General features: G+C 37.9%; 12 protein-coding genes. All 12 read left to right on the top strand.

Going from position 1 to position 14,225, the window contains the following annotated elements; translation table 11 throughout:
• The first annotated feature begins 26 nt into the window (after window positions 1-26).
• The 12 genes from HNP36_RS06695 (at window position 27) to HNP36_RS06640 (ending at window position 14,205) form a co-directional block, all read left to right on the top strand.
• Complete coding sequence (locus HNP36_RS06695; protein ID WP_184159162.1) at window positions 27-1,007, top strand: polysaccharide deacetylase family protein; 981 nt, start codon at window positions 27-29, stop codon at window positions 1,005-1,007.
• Complete coding sequence (locus HNP36_RS06690; RefSeq protein ID WP_184159164.1) at window positions 994-1,773, top strand: formyl transferase; 780 nt, start codon at window positions 994-996, stop codon at window positions 1,771-1,773. The genes HNP36_RS06695 and HNP36_RS06690 overlap by 14 nt, the downstream gene beginning before the upstream one ends.
• Window positions 1,770-2,849 (top strand): glycosyltransferase, encoded by a 1,080-nt coding sequence (locus tag HNP36_RS06685; protein ID WP_184162210.1) that lies wholly within the window; start codon window positions 1,770-1,772, stop codon window positions 2,847-2,849. The genes HNP36_RS06690 and HNP36_RS06685 overlap by 4 nt, the downstream gene beginning before the upstream one ends.
• 69 nt (window positions 2,850-2,918) lie before the next feature.
• On the top strand, window positions 2,919-3,269 hold the full coding sequence (locus HNP36_RS06680; RefSeq protein ID WP_184159166.1) for a hypothetical protein: 351 nt from the start codon (window positions 2,919-2,921) through the stop codon (window positions 3,267-3,269).
• 32 nt (window positions 3,270-3,301) lie between these two features.
• Complete coding sequence (locus HNP36_RS06675) at window positions 3,302-3,700, top strand: cupin domain-containing protein (RefSeq protein ID WP_184159168.1); 399 nt, start codon at window positions 3,302-3,304, stop codon at window positions 3,698-3,700.
• A 130-nt stretch (window positions 3,701-3,830) separates the two neighbouring features.
• A complete protein-coding gene (gene lpdA, locus HNP36_RS06670; RefSeq protein WP_184159170.1) occupies window positions 3,831-5,234 on the top strand; it encodes a dihydrolipoyl dehydrogenase in 1,404 nt (467 codons plus the stop codon).
• A gap of 247 nt (window positions 5,235-5,481) precedes the next feature.
• Window positions 5,482-8,220, top strand: a complete 2,739-nt coding sequence (locus HNP36_RS06665) for a TonB-dependent receptor domain-containing protein (protein ID WP_184159172.1) — start codon at window positions 5,482-5,484, stop codon at window positions 8,218-8,220.
• Between the two features lie 24 nt (window positions 8,221-8,244).
• Window positions 8,245-9,618 (top strand): DUF4876 domain-containing protein, encoded by a 1,374-nt coding sequence (locus HNP36_RS06660; RefSeq protein WP_184159174.1) that lies wholly within the window; start codon window positions 8,245-8,247, stop codon window positions 9,616-9,618.
• A gap of 6 nt (window positions 9,619-9,624) precedes the next feature.
• Entirely contained in the window at window positions 9,625-11,196 is a 1,572-nt protein-coding gene (locus tag HNP36_RS06655; protein WP_184159176.1) for a DUF6850 family outer membrane beta-barrel protein, read from the top strand.
• A gap of 6 nt (window positions 11,197-11,202) precedes the next feature.
• Window positions 11,203-12,330 carry a cytochrome-c peroxidase gene (locus tag HNP36_RS06650; protein ID WP_184159178.1) on the top strand — a complete coding sequence of 376 codons (1,128 nt, stop codon included), beginning with the start codon at window positions 11,203-11,205 and terminating at the stop codon, window positions 12,328-12,330.
• A 140-nt stretch (window positions 12,331-12,470) separates the two neighbouring features.
• Complete coding sequence (locus tag HNP36_RS06645) at window positions 12,471-13,313, top strand: arylamine N-acetyltransferase family protein (RefSeq protein WP_184159180.1); 843 nt, start codon at window positions 12,471-12,473, stop codon at window positions 13,311-13,313.
• A 67-nt stretch (window positions 13,314-13,380) separates the two neighbouring features.
• On the top strand, window positions 13,381-14,205 hold the full coding sequence (locus HNP36_RS06640) for a S1 RNA-binding domain-containing protein (RefSeq protein ID WP_184159182.1): 825 nt from the start codon (window positions 13,381-13,383) through the stop codon (window positions 14,203-14,205).
• The last annotated feature ends 20 nt before the right edge of the window (window positions 14,206-14,225 follow it).

Raw genomic sequence — 14,225 nt, 5'->3', positions numbered from 1 at the left:
AAAAAGTAAATTTGCAGGCAAAACACATGATGAAGAATAATGGCATTTTTACTGTATCATTAGATTTTGAGTTATATTGGGGCATCCGGGATAAAAAGACTATTCAGGAATATGGTGAGAATGTTTTAGGAGTTTGGAGCGTAGTCCCCAAACTTCTGGAATTTTATAAAAAATATGAAATTCATTGCACCTGGGCCTCAGTAGGCGCTATGATGACTGAAAGTTTTCAGGATTTACAAAAATACACTCCGGAAATTAGGCCTTCCTATATTGAAAAAAATCTTTCACCTTACTATGATTTTATTCAATCCTCAGAAAAGTTAGATGGCCGTTTATTATACGGAAAATCGCTGATAAAAATGATTCAGGATGTTCCATATCAGGAAATTGGAAGCCATACCTTTTCACATTATTACTGTTTGGAAAGCGGACAGAATAAAAATCAGTTTGAGGCAGATACACAAGCTGCCATAGCAGTTTCTTCTGCCAATGGGATTGATGTAAAATCTTTTATTTTTCCCAGACACCAGATTAATGATAACTATTTGGAAGTTTTAAAGAGAAACGGTATTTCAATTTACCGTGGAACTGAAAAAATTTGGTACCATTCACCAGCAAGAGGGTCAGATGAAGGGTTGATAAAAAGAGCCTTCAGGTATTTAGATTATTTCGTAAAAGTAGGAAGCCATCATACACAAAAGATTTCTGATCTTTCTGATAACGGTTTTATAGTAATTCGGGCGAGCAGATGGCTCAGGCCTTACTCAGAAAAAATAAAATATCTGGACAAGCTAAAACTTCGTAGAATAAAGCAGCAGATGACGTATGCGGCCAAAAACAATGAAATTTTTCATCTTTGGTTTCATCCACACGATATAGGAATTCACCAGAATAAAAATTTAGCATTTTTAGAAGAAATATTTCAACATTATAGGTATCTGAACGAGAAATATAATTTTCAAAGTAAAAATATGTTGGAGATAGCACAAGAATATGGAAAAAAATAATAGTAAAAAGATTGTTATGCTGGCTGGAAAAACACGTTCATCAGCAATTGCTTATAATGCCTTGATAAAAGATTTTAATATTTCTGCGGTAATAGAGGAAAATGCAGTGCCAATGAAGCAGATTATGAAAAATCGTGCTAAAAAATTAGGCTGGATAAATGTAGGGGGACAAATTATGTTTGGAGTTTTACTATTGCCGGTTATTAAGAAATTTTCAAAAAATCAAACAGAGAAAGTAATAAAAAAATTGGAAGTGGATTTATCTCCGATTCCTGAAACAGTTCTGAAAACAACAGATTCAGTAAATTCAGATAAAACACTTAAGCTTTTGCAGGAATTAAAGCCTGATTTGGTGATTGTTAATGGTTGCAGAATTATCTCCAAAAAGATTCTGAATAATGTAAATGCAACCTTTATTAATACTCATGAAGGAATTACTCCTAAATATAGGGGAATACATGGTTGCTATTGGGCCTTGGTAAACAATGACAAAGAAAACTGCGGTGTTACGGTACACCTGGTAGATAAAGGAGTGGATACGGGAGAAGTAATTTATCAGTCTAGGGTTTTGCCTGAAAAATCAGATAATTTTACTACTTATCCGTTGTATCAGACGGCAGAAGGATGTAAAATATTAAAACTGGCAGTTGAGGACTTTTGTAATGACAGGTTAAAAACCATATCCGGAACAAAGGACAATTTTATTTGGTACCATCCAACTATCTGGCAGTATTTGTATTATAGAATTTTTAGAGGTGTGAAATAATGAAAAAAAAAGTATACTTTCTTTTGCCGGGACTTACCTTTGGGGGGGCGGAAAGAATCATCTTTACACTGCTTAACCATTTGGATGAGGACAAGTATGAGTTTACACTTTTACTTTTTAAAAATGTAGATTTCCCTACTCTTGAACTTAAAAAAAACATAAAAGTTAGAGAACTGGGAATAGAAAGGATAAGGTTTTCGGTATTAAAAATATTGCCTATTATCCATAAGGAGAAACCGGATATATTCTTTTCAGGATGGGGAGAAATCTCTGCTTTTATGTCGCCGTTTATCCCATTTCTGAAAAGTACCAAATTTATCTCCAGGGAAACCAATGTGGTTTCAGAACATGTTTCCAGAAAGGAAATAAAATTTTTTTATAATTTCTATAATAATTATCACAGAATAATTGCTCAGAGTGATGATATGAGGAAGGATTTAATAGATAATTTTAATATTAAAGATGAAATAATTACTAAGATCAACAACCCTGTTGATTTCGATTTTATTGATGGCAAGCTGAATATTTCTGTAAAGCCGGAAAGCTTTAAATACAATTACAAAAATGTGGTAGCTATAGGAAATCTGTCAGCAAGAAAAGGCTTTGACAATCTTCTTAAAGTATTTTCAAGGCTTAAAAACGAAAATGTTCTGCTTCATATTCTGGGCGATGGTCAGGATAAGGAGGTGCTTCTCCAGATGAAAGATTTTCTGGGTTTGAAAAATGTAATTTTTCATGGCAAACAGGACAATCCGTACCAGTTTTTAAAATATGCAGATCTTTTTATCCTTTCTTCACGGTATGAAGGTTTCCCGAATGTTCTTTTGGAAGCAGGAGCCTGCGGAACTTATTCCCTTGCGAATAACTGCCCGGGCGGAATCAATGAGATTATCCAGCACCAGGTGAACGGGGAAATTTCTGATATTGAAAACTACGAAGAATTCTCTCTGAAAATAATGAAAGTCCTGCAGGGAAATTATGACCGTGACGGAATAAGAAATTCCATCAGATCAAGATTCTCAAAGGATATTATTCTGGATAAGTATGAGAAAGTTTTGCTGGATTTAATGAAGTAGTATGTATCATATTGGTCTTATGGAATTTTATTTTCTTAGATTTGGATCTGATAAAATCAATAACAATCAATGAAGAAGATCCACCAAATAGGGTGCGCTTGTGAAAAACCCGGCTACCATTATACCGAATACAGAAGTTCGGAACTGGGTACAGATCATACGAACGGAAGATATGGAGAAGTAACCGTTCAGCAGTGTAAACTGTGCCAAAGAATATGGATTCATTATTTTGTTGAATACGAAAGTTTTTCCAGATCGGGAAGATGGTACAAAGGAATTGTTTCGAAAAAAGACCGTTTACAGATCACACCGGAAAATGCAGCGGAATATCTCGAAACCCTGGAATGGTATGTTTATGGAGGCTCTTATTTTGAAAGTACAGGGACTTTTGGGCAGGGAAAACTGAATCTGGAGCCATAAAAACTTAGAATATAATTTAACAATAAAATAAAATGGGAAATTTTGTAAAGCCATTTGTAATCATTGTTCTGATACTGAATTCTGCTGTAATAACGGCTCAGCAGAACCAGATCTCCAGAAAGGAATTATTAAAAACCGCCATTAATCAGAAAGTTAAGACTACGGAAATCCAGGAAATAACACTGGCACCAGGACTCGAGGTTCCAAAACATCTGCACCCATGTCCGGTGCTGGGAATCATCAGATCAGGGGAAGCTGTTTTTCAGATCGAGGGCCGGCAGAAAGTGATCCTTCACGAAGGAGATGCTTTCTATGAGCCAAAAAATGCGAAAATTCTTCATTTTGATAATGCATCCAAAGAAAAACCACTTGTTTTTACAGCAATGTATCTGAAAGAAGGAGACGAAGAGAATATAAAAATGCTGAAATAATATATTCCACAAACTTAAAAACATATAATGATCAATTTTAAATTGATAAAACTCACTTTGGTGCTTGGTAATTTATATGTAAATTTGTGAGAATTAAGAAAGATAATAACAAACAAATTCATACAATAACATGAGTCAATTCGATGTTACCGTAATCGGTTCTGGTCCTGGAGGTTATGTGGCTGCTATCCGTGCAGCTCAGTTAGGTTTCAAAACAGCAATTATTGAAAAATATTCAACTTTAGGCGGAACTTGTCTTAACGTTGGATGTATTCCGTCAAAAGCGCTTTTAGACAGCTCTGAGCATTTCGAGAACGCGAAGCACAACTTTGCAGGCCACGGAATCATTATCAACGAGCCACAGGCTGATATCGCAAGAATGATCGAGCGTAAGAACGAAGTGGTAAAACAGAATACAGATGGAATCAACTACCTGATGAGCAAAAACAAAATCACTGTTTTTGAAGGATTGGGAAGCTTCGAATCTGCTACTCAGATCAAAGTAACTAAAAATGACGGTTCTTCAGAAACCATCGAATCCAAATATACCATTATCGCAACCGGTTCCAAGCCGTCCAGTTTACCTTTCATTTCTCTTGACAAAGAAAGAGTGATTACTTCTACGGAAGCTTTAAATCTTAAGGAAATCCCTAAGCATTTAGTGGTTATCGGTGGAGGAGTTATCGGTCTTGAATTAGGTTCCGTATACTTAAGATTAGGCGCTCAGGTAACTGTTGTTGAATTTATGGATAAAATCATTCCTGGAATGGATGGGGCTTTAAGCAAAGAATTGACTAAAGTTCTTAAAAAACAGGGAATGAAATTTATGCTTTCTACCGCTGTTTCTGCTGTTGAAAGAAACGGAGATACTGTAAAAATCACTGCTAAAGATAAAAAAGGAGAAGAAGTAGTTGTAGAAGGAGATTATTGTCTAGTTTCTGTAGGCAGAAGACCTTATACAGACGGCCTTGCTCTTGAAAAAGCAGGTGTGGAACTTGACGAAAGAGGAAGAGTAAAAACAAACGATCACTTACAGACTAACGTGGCTAACATCTATGCAATCGGAGACGTGATCAAAGGAGCAATGCTTGCCCATAAAGCTGAAGAAGAAGGAGTTCTTGTAGCCGAAATACTGGCAGGACAAAAGCCGCATATCAATTATAACCTGATTCCGGGTGTTGTATACACATGGCCTGAAGTTGCTGGAGTAGGTAAAACCGAAGAGCAGCTGAAAGAAGAAGGAGTAGCTTACAAAGTCGGTTCTTTCCCGATGAGAGCTTTAGGTAGAAGCCGTGCAAGCGGTGATATTGATGGACTTGTGAAGATTATTGCTGATGAAAAAACTGACGAGGTTTTGGGAATGCACATCATTGGAGCAAGAGCTGCCGACCTTATTGCAGAAGGTGTAATTGCTATGGAATTCCGTGCAAGTGCAGAAGATATCGCAAGAAGTTCTCACGCCCACCCGACATATGCAGAAGCTATTAAAGAAGCAGCACTGGATGCTACGGCTAAAAGACCAATCCATATGTAATTTTTGATTGAAAGATTTAAAAATTCAAATATTTAAAGATCAAGAGAAGCATTTTGCTTCTCTTTTTTATTGTTGCTTATATAACATTGATTAGCTTTTTTCTTTCTCCAGATTTTATAGATTTCCGGTAAAATTATTTCTCTTTTGAATAATTCTACAACTTGTGAAGAAAAAAATCATAAAAATTCAATTCACTTTTGTTTTTATTTAGAAAAATTATAAATAATTTTGCCAAAAATTGTTAAAGTTGAAGAAAAAAGTATTACTGCTTGCTTTTCAGTTTGTTATTCTTTCCGTAAGTGGTCAGACGGTGACCGGGATTGTAGTGGCAGCGGACAGTAAGAAGCCTGTTTCGGGAGTCAAGGTTGGGGTGGAAAATACCGGAATCTGGACGGTAACCGATAATTCGGGGCTATTTAAGATCAATTATCTTTCTAATGAAACACTGGTATTTTCGAGATCCGGACTTATTGAAGAAAGAAAAACATACACCACTGTGCCGGCTGAAGGCATTACCGTAGAAATGGAGGCTGCCTCAATCCGTATCAAGGAAATTGCACTAGCCGCCAAAAAGAAAAACTATTCCGAGATTGAGATCAAAGAAGAAGCACTGAAGAACATTCAGGCATTTTCACTAAATGAAGTTTTGGAGCAGATTCCAGGGCAGAAGCAGAGAAACCTTTCCCTTAATGAATTTAAACCCATTGTTTTCCGTTCAACGAATCTTGGATCTTTAACAAGAACAGGAGCAGACGGTTTCGGGAACAAATCTTTCGGTACAGCTGTTGTTGTAGACGGAATTCCTATTTCCAATAATGAAAATATGCAGGGATATACGGGAAATTATTCCACGATATCGCCGTCTTTAAGCAACGAAGGCTCTTTATTCAACCCGAATATGCTGGGATTTGGAAAAGGAAACGGCTATAACGGCTATTTTTCCAATGCCAATTTCGGGGTTGACCTCAGGGAAATTCCGGTCGAAAATATCGAAAGTGTAGAAGTCGTTCAGGGAATTCCCTCGGCCAAATACGGAGATCTTACTTCCGGTCTGGTGAATATCCAGCAGAAAAGCGGGAAAACTCCTTACAGGGCTTATATTGCTTTAAGAGAAGGAACACAGGAATTCAACCTTAACAAAGGGCTGAAGATTAATGATAAATTAGGCTTTTTAAACGTTAATGTCAATTATTTAAGCTCAAATTCAGATCCGAGAACAAAATTTAACCGCTATCAAAGGGTCACTACCAGTTTGATGTGGACGGTTTACAACAAAAACAAGAACATCAGCAACTCCCTCTCTGTAGATTACGGGAATAATCTTGATAATGCCAATTTTGAGGAAGAAGATACTTCCCAGCAGATCATCAAAAATAAAAACAGGTCTTTCAAAATATCGAACCGTTTCAACTGGAGATTCAAAGATTCATTCTTTGACAATCTAAGCATCAATGCCAATTACAGCCACGCTTACCAGAATACCTATGATTCCAAGCTTGTGAATACCGGTGGTAAGATCGTGGGGACAAGTACTACAGACGGCGTTTACACAGGCTCATACACCCCTATCAATTACAGGCAGGTGCAGGAAGTGGAAGGAAAACCGATTTCCATGTTTATTTCTGCCGAGCTGAAAAAGAATCTTAAAACAGAAAGCGATTGGATTCACAATTTCCTCGCAGGAACCTCATTGAGAAGCAGTGATAATAAAGGAGCAGGAAGACTGGGAACCCCGGAAACGCTGATTACTCCTTTCGCAGGCGGCGGTCAGTCCTTCAGACCGTATAATTTCGGCCAGAATGTAAGAGCCGAATACCAATACTCCGTATATGCGGAAGACAATGTTTTCAAAAGATTCGGGAATTATATTTTTAACATGAATGCCGGGGTAAGATTTGATAACCAGTTCGGAGCTTCCGTATTGCAGCCGAGGATCAATTCCTACCTTATTTATAAAAATTTCAAATTCAGGGGAGGTTTCGGGATAGCTTCCAAAGCGCCTTCCATCAATATGATCTACACAGGACCAAGATACTATGACCAGGTTCTTGCCGATGTACGTCTTCCGGGGTATTATAACCTTGGTGTAGTGCAGACTTTCGTAGATTTTGCTGACAATAAAGACCTTAAACCTTCAAAAAGTATCCGTTCCGAAGTGGGAATCGATTATAAATTTGCATACGGAAATGTAGGATTGACAGCTTTTTATAACAAGCTTTATGATGGTTTTACCAACGAATATTATGCCTCGAAAAGACAGCAGGCTAATCTTAAGATCAATTATAACGGAAACAATACGCCCACTTACGACGTTATCGGATACAGTAATTTTTATTACCTGCAGAACAGGATCGTCAACAGCCTTAAATCCGAAGACAAAGGATTGGAATTAATGATGAATCTGAACAAGCTTCCGATAAAGAATATCAGCATGGATATTAACGGAAGTTATGTAGAAACAAAAAACAATTCCAATGTAGACCGTTATAAAGATTCCAAAACTCTTGCGGACGGAGCGATATATGGCTTATACAGATCTGTGGAGTCCCAATACAAGCAGATGACCATAAGTGCAGCTTTAAATTATCACCTTCCGAAAGCAGGATTGGTAATCTCCCTGCGTACCCAGCATTTCTTCATTGATGACAAGCTGATCTATAACCCGAAAGTTTTGTATGCCTACATCAATACCAATATGGAAAAGGTGATTATGACTCCTGAACAGATCAATGATCCTAAACAGTTTGCCAGCATTAAGGATAATGATGTAGATGAAGAGAACTCAAAGCTGGGAAAAGTATTTCATAATTTCAACCTTAAAATTTCCAAAGATTTCCAAAACGGATTCCGGTTTTCTTTTTATGCCAATAATTTCCTTGATCTAAAACAGATTCAGACCAAAACAGAAAACGGGACAACCATTGAAACGCTGAAGACCGATTTGCTGAAGCTTTCTTTCGGAGCCAAAATAGAATATCAATTTTAAACATTATTATAAAAAATAAACACTATGAAACAGTTATTAAGCCTTTTCACAATAATACTGATGCTTATTTCCTGTCGTGATGATGATTTCGGAAACGGTGGCAATGCTACACTTCAGCCCGTTGCTTATCAGGTTAAAGTTTCTTACGATAAAGCCGTTTACGGAGATAAACAGGCCAAAACAGCAACCGTTGTGATGACCAATAATAATTCAGGAGATACCTACACGCTGAATACGGATGCGAATGGCTATGCCAATTTTCAGAACGTTATTCCGGGAACCTACAAGATTACCGTATCTAAAAAAATGCTTTCCAATGAATTCCTTGCTACATTCGGGTACCAAGCAGCTTCTGCAGAAATGAGCTTTAACGGGGTTCAGGAAAATGCCATCATCAGTGCCAATATACAGTCTACTTCTGTAGAGGTAAAAGGAGCAAGAGTAGGAGATCTTCTCATTAAACAGGTTTATTATGCAGGATCACATGCTTTGCAGGGAGCCAGTTTCAGGGACCAGTTTATTGAAATTTACAATAACTCCGACCAGATTATTTATGCGGACGGACTTTATATAGGACAGCTGTACGGAAAAGTAAATACGGCAACCAACAATAGCTATTCCCAGGCTAACGGACAATTCGACTGGAGCAAATCTATAGGAATGACAATGGGAAATGCCGCCAATACGGACTACGCTTACGCCGATTATGTTATAAAAGTACCGGGAAACGGAACACAGTACCCGATTTTGCCGGGAGAAAGTGTTGTAATTGCACAAAACGGAGTTAATCATAAAGCCCCGCTGGTAGATAACACCGGAAACCCGATTACCATCCAGAATCCGGCCCTTACGGTAGATCTGAGTACTTCCAATTTTGAAGTTTATTTAGGAAATTATAACCTTTCTATCGGACAGCCGGTATATAAATTCGATATTCAGAATCCAGCCGTACCGGATATGCAGATCGCATACTGGGGAAGAACAGGATACTGGAGCCCGAATAATGACTTTATCATAGATAATCTGGGAAGAGACAGCTTTGTAATCTTCAGGGCTGATGATCTTGATGCGCTTCCTGATTATTCAGACCCGTCCGTAACAACGGTGAACTCCAATACAAGATACTTTAAACAGATTCCTAACAATATCATTATTGACGGAGTAGACCTTCAGCACTACAATCCAAACTCCCAGAGACCGAAAATGCTGAGCGCTTCTATTGATGCTTCTTCCATTGCCTGCGATGCTTCTTTCAACTCTCAGGCGGTGATCAGAAAGACAAAAGCACTGGTAGATCTTCCTAATAACGGAGGTAAAAGAAAAGTTCTGGAAGATACCAACAATTCAGCAAACGATTTTGTAAAACAAACGGCAAATCCAAGAGGTTTCCAGCAATAACATACAATGAAATTCAAGACGTTATATATCATTCCTGTACTATCATTCGGTTGTGTTTCGGCACAGCTGCATGACAGTATTTTTATCCCGGCAAACCAGGTCTACTACAATCAGCTAGGCAGGATCTGGGAAAATCCCGTACAGTTTTCAAAGCAAAGATTTTCAGACTTTACGGAAACAGAGCTGAGCGCAACCATTAAAGATCTTAATATGAAGCGTGTACAGACGGCAGAAAAGTCCAATGAATATGCTTTTAAAACACAGGGGATCTTTAATATTTCAGAAAAATTAAGACTTTTAGGAAGTTTTGATTACCAATTTATTACCGAAGAAAATTTAGGCTATAACCTTACCAACGGAAGAACTGAAGATCAGTTTGTTCTGAACCCGAATTATCTTTTCGTACCTAAAAAAGCCAATTGGGAAACCCAGAATTACCAAGTACAGGGAGGAATGTCTTACAACCCATGGAAAGGCCTTGAACTGGGTGCTGTGATTGATTATAAAAACCAGAGTTCCTACAGAAAATCCGATCCAAGACCGGACATCAATACCGCAGATTATTCAGGGAAACTATTTGCAGGATACCGTTTGGGAAAACATCAGCTTTCCGTTTTCGGAGGATTGGGAAGAAGATCTGAAACCTATGATCTTATAGCCGTCAACGAATCCGTAAATGCCCCGGCTAACCCGGAATATTATGTGAGATTTTCCAATGGGTACGGCAGATTGATTTATTTCCCGGCCTATACGGATTACAGCTACAGAACCATTGATAAAAACTTCGGTGGGGGTTATGCATTTGAAAACAGCAGGAATTTCTTCAATATCAATTTTTCTTACAGTAAAAAAATGCAGGACCTTTTCGGGAATGATGCTGAAAAGAGAAACCAGACTAATGGGGCAACCTATTTTGACGAAAGTCTGGAAAAAATGAAATACCGCCTTGTTAATTACCGTACTGATGCCAATTACTGGTACAAAGGAGACAAAATGGACTTCATGTCCAATGTGAACTTCCAGAGCATTACGGGTGATAATTATAACAATGCAGAATTCGGGCAAAACTACAGAATGACACTGGACAGGCTGGCAACGGCCAATCATTTCCTTCTGAGAGACGGACAGAAAATAAAGCTGGGAACCACACTTGAAGCCGTTTACAGTGATTTTTCTGCGATCGATCTTTTGGGAGCCACTTATAAATATGTAAAAAGCCTGAACCTTAATTTGAAATTCAATAAAGATATTTTCTTTACAGATAAGCAGAAAGTAAATCTGGAAGTAGGAGCAATGTCCTATTTTCCTTTAAGCACAAGCCTTGATTACCAGGCTGCATCTTCCAATACCTTACTGTATGATAATGTAATCGGAAACGATCATGAGTTCGACAGCATTTCAAAGCTGGGACCTCAGTTCGGGCTTCAGTTCTACCAAAAGGTAACTGCCAGAACAGACCTGAAAATATTTACTAATTTTGCAACACTGTTCGCGATGAATAAAAGATTTGAACAGAATACAGAGTATAACGGAAATCCGAACCTGTATTTCAATGCGGGAATATCCCTGTTTTATTAGAAAATTATGAAATATTTTTTGCCACTGTCGGCATTGTTGTTTGCTGTTTATTCCTTTTCTGATTTTGGAAATATTCAGAAGGGCTATACCAATCAGGAGCTGAGGGACCTTTACGGAAGCGGAAACCAGAACCTTTGGCCAAAGCCTCATTTGTTTGATGAAGCTAAGGAAGGATTTAAAGATATAGGACCGCTGTCTAAACCCGAGTTTCCGAAAGATAACCCTTACTCCAAAGACAAGGAAGAGCTTGGGAAAACACTTTTCTTTGATCCGAGACTTTCCGCGTCCGGACAGATTTCATGTGCCAACTGCCATGATCCCGAGCTGGCCTGGGCAGACGGAAGAAGAGTTGCTTATGGCCACGACAGGCAACAGGGAACAAGGAATACTCCTACGATCCTCAATATCATGTATGCTAAAGAATATTTCTGGGATGGAAGAGCAGCAACGCTTGAACAGCAGGCAAAAGCTCCAATTGAAAACCCTGTTGAAATGAATCTTCATTCAAGACTGGCGGTAAAAAGAATTGCAAAGATTAAGGGATATAAAGAGTATTTTCAAAAAGCTTTTGGTGATGATAAAATTACAGAAGAAAATATTGTTAAAGCTATTGCTACTTTTGAAAGAACCATCATAAGCCCGAAATCAAAATTCGATAAATTTGTTGGCGGGGAAAAAGATATATTAACAGATTCCGAAATCAATGGACTTCACCTGTTCAGAACAAAGGCAAACTGTATCAACTGTCACAATACACCTTATTTTTCAGACCAGAAGTTTCATAATATTGGGCTTACCTATTTCGGAAGAGAATATGAAGACCTCGGACTTTACAATATCAGCAAGAAAAATGAAGATGTCGGGAAATTTAAGACTCCTACTTTAAGGGAAGTTTCGCAAACGGCTCCTTATATGCACAACGGATTATTTCCAAACATCAGAGGCGTTCTGAATATGTACAATGCCGGAATGCCTAATGAAAAAAGAAACAGAGACAGTCCGCTGGCCCCGAAAAAATCAGCAATGCTGGAAAAACTTAACCTTACGGATACCGAACTCACAGACCTGGAGAATTTCCTGAAAACGCTGCACAGTTATCAGTACAAAATGAGAGCACCACAACTGCCGAAATAAATACAAGAGAAGCACAGGCTTCTCTTTTTTTATGGGTAAAGAAAAATGATTGATTTGTCCATATAATTATTTCTTTTGACCTGTTTTTTAACATCAGCAATCCCGATATTTGGATAAGAATTAATTTAAAGTATCAAATCATGGAAAATAATGAACTGGATCTGTATTTTAAACGGATAGAAGCAGGAATATCATTAGAGAATACCGGAAAGCTGCAACTTCTGAAAACGCTTCATCAGCTGCATCCTAAGCACATTGTGTTTGAAAATATAGATTCGTTTACCGGGGAAACCCCGTCATTACAGCTTGAAGCGATATTCAACAAATTGGTAAAGCTTCAGAGAGGCGGATACTGTTACGAGCAAAATTTGTTGTTTAAAAATGTATTGGAAAGTCTTGGATTCAATATAAAAATGCATCTGGCAAGAGTAGTTTGGGGAAGCAGGGACGGAACAGGAACTGCACGTTCCCATATGCTGTTGAGTACTGATATTAACGGGACAAAATATCTGGCAGACGTGGGTTTTGGATCTATGACATTAACTTCCCCGATCTTATTGGAAAAAGATATAGAACAGGAAACACCTAACGGACTGTTCCGCCTTGTAGACGTTGAAGGCTTCTACAGGCTGGAAGTTTTAAAAGAAGAATGGCTTCCGATTTATAAGTTTACCCTTGAAGAAGTAGAATTTTCGGATCTGGCAATGGCCAACTGGTATATTGCTACCGGACCCGATTCTGTATTTAATAAATTCCTGATGATTACAAAAGTAGATGAAGATGCCAGGTATGCCCTTTTTAATACCACACTCAATATCCGCTGGAATAATGGCAGAAAAGAAAGTTCAGAAATTATAGAGAAGGATCAGCTGGCTTTCACATTGAAAAATCATTTTAATCTTCATCATTTATCCGATGAGTTATCAGAAAAGGTTTATAAAAAATTAAAAGAGATTCCTGCTCATTTTAATGTAACCCAATAAGGATAAAACAGGATATGTAGTTTAAAATCTTCAATTTTACGTACCTTTGTGGCTAATTTTATATTCAATGCAACTCGGAAAAACCCAGACTTTAAAAATTTCAGATAAAAACAATTCAGGATGGATCTTGACGGACGAATCAGGCGAAAAAGCTTTTCTTCCCAAGGTCTTCACCAGCGATGAAAAGGAAATCGGTGATGATGTTGAAGTTTTTGTTTATCAGGATGACAGTAAATTAAAAGCAACCACTGAAATTCCACTGGCTGAAGTAGGAGAGTATGCGGTAATGAGCTGTGTACAGAGTCTTCCGAGCGGGGCATTTATGGATTGGGGAATTATTAAGGACCTTTTTATTCCTTACAAACAACAGAAATCCAAGATCATTGAAGGTAAAAGATATCTGGTTCATTTGTATGTAGATGAAGATCTGGAACTGATCACCGGAACTACAAAATTCAAAAGAAATCCGCAATACCAGGACCTTCCTTTTCAAAAAGGAGATAAAGTAGACCTTCTTATGATGAATGAGAGTGAACTGGGCTGGAACGTGGTGGTTAATAAAAAATACATCGGACTTGTCTATGCATCAGATGTGTTCAAAAAGCTGTATCCTTTATCAGAAGAAAGCGGCTACATCAAAGCGATCCGTGAAGACGGGAAAATAGATGTTTCCCTTCAGCCCGAAGGTTTTGAGAATATAGATGAATTCAGGCAGAAGATTCTGAACAAACTGGAAGAAAACTACGGACTTCTCTACCTTTCCGATAAATCTTCTCCCGAAGAAATCAAAGACGAGCTTCAGATGAGTAAAAAGAACTTTAAGAAAGCACTTGGCGGACTTTATAAAGATAAGATCGTTGATATTTCAGAAGATAAAATAAAATTATTATAAAAGAAACCGGGCAGAATTTT

The organism is Chryseobacterium shigense (assembly GCF_014207845.1).
GTDB lineage: Bacteria > Bacteroidota > Bacteroidia > Flavobacteriales > Weeksellaceae > Chryseobacterium > Chryseobacterium shigense_A.
The sequence above is the reverse complement of the archived record's forward strand: the minus strand, read 5'-3'. Positions and strand labels throughout refer to the sequence as shown.

Bases quoted from the DNA above. Each gene is read 5' to 3' on its own strand.
- HNP36_RS06695 (WP_184159162.1), top strand. From the start codon at position 27: ATGATGAAGAATAATGGCATTTTTACTGTATCATTAGATTTTGAGTTA.
- HNP36_RS06690 (WP_184159164.1), top strand. From the start codon at position 994: ATGGAAAAAAATAATAGTAAAAAGATTGTTATGCTGGCTGGAAAAACA.
- HNP36_RS06680 (WP_184159166.1), top strand. From the start codon at position 2,919: ATGAAGAAGATCCACCAAATAGGGTGCGCTTGTGAAAAACCCGGCTAC.
- HNP36_RS06675 (WP_184159168.1), top strand. From the start codon at position 3,302: ATGGGAAATTTTGTAAAGCCATTTGTAATCATTGTTCTGATACTGAAT.
- lpdA (WP_184159170.1), top strand. From the start codon at position 3,831: ATGAGTCAATTCGATGTTACCGTAATCGGTTCTGGTCCTGGAGGTTAT.
- HNP36_RS06660 (WP_184159174.1), top strand. From the start codon at position 8,245: ATGAAACAGTTATTAAGCCTTTTCACAATAATACTGATGCTTATTTCC.
- HNP36_RS06655 (WP_184159176.1), top strand. From the start codon at position 9,625: ATGAAATTCAAGACGTTATATATCATTCCTGTACTATCATTCGGTTGT.
- HNP36_RS06650 (WP_184159178.1), top strand. From the start codon at position 11,203: ATGAAATATTTTTTGCCACTGTCGGCATTGTTGTTTGCTGTTTATTCC.
- HNP36_RS06645 (WP_184159180.1), top strand. From the start codon at position 12,471: ATGGAAAATAATGAACTGGATCTGTATTTTAAACGGATAGAAGCAGGA.
- HNP36_RS06640 (WP_184159182.1), top strand. From the start codon at position 13,381: ATGCAACTCGGAAAAACCCAGACTTTAAAAATTTCAGATAAAAACAAT.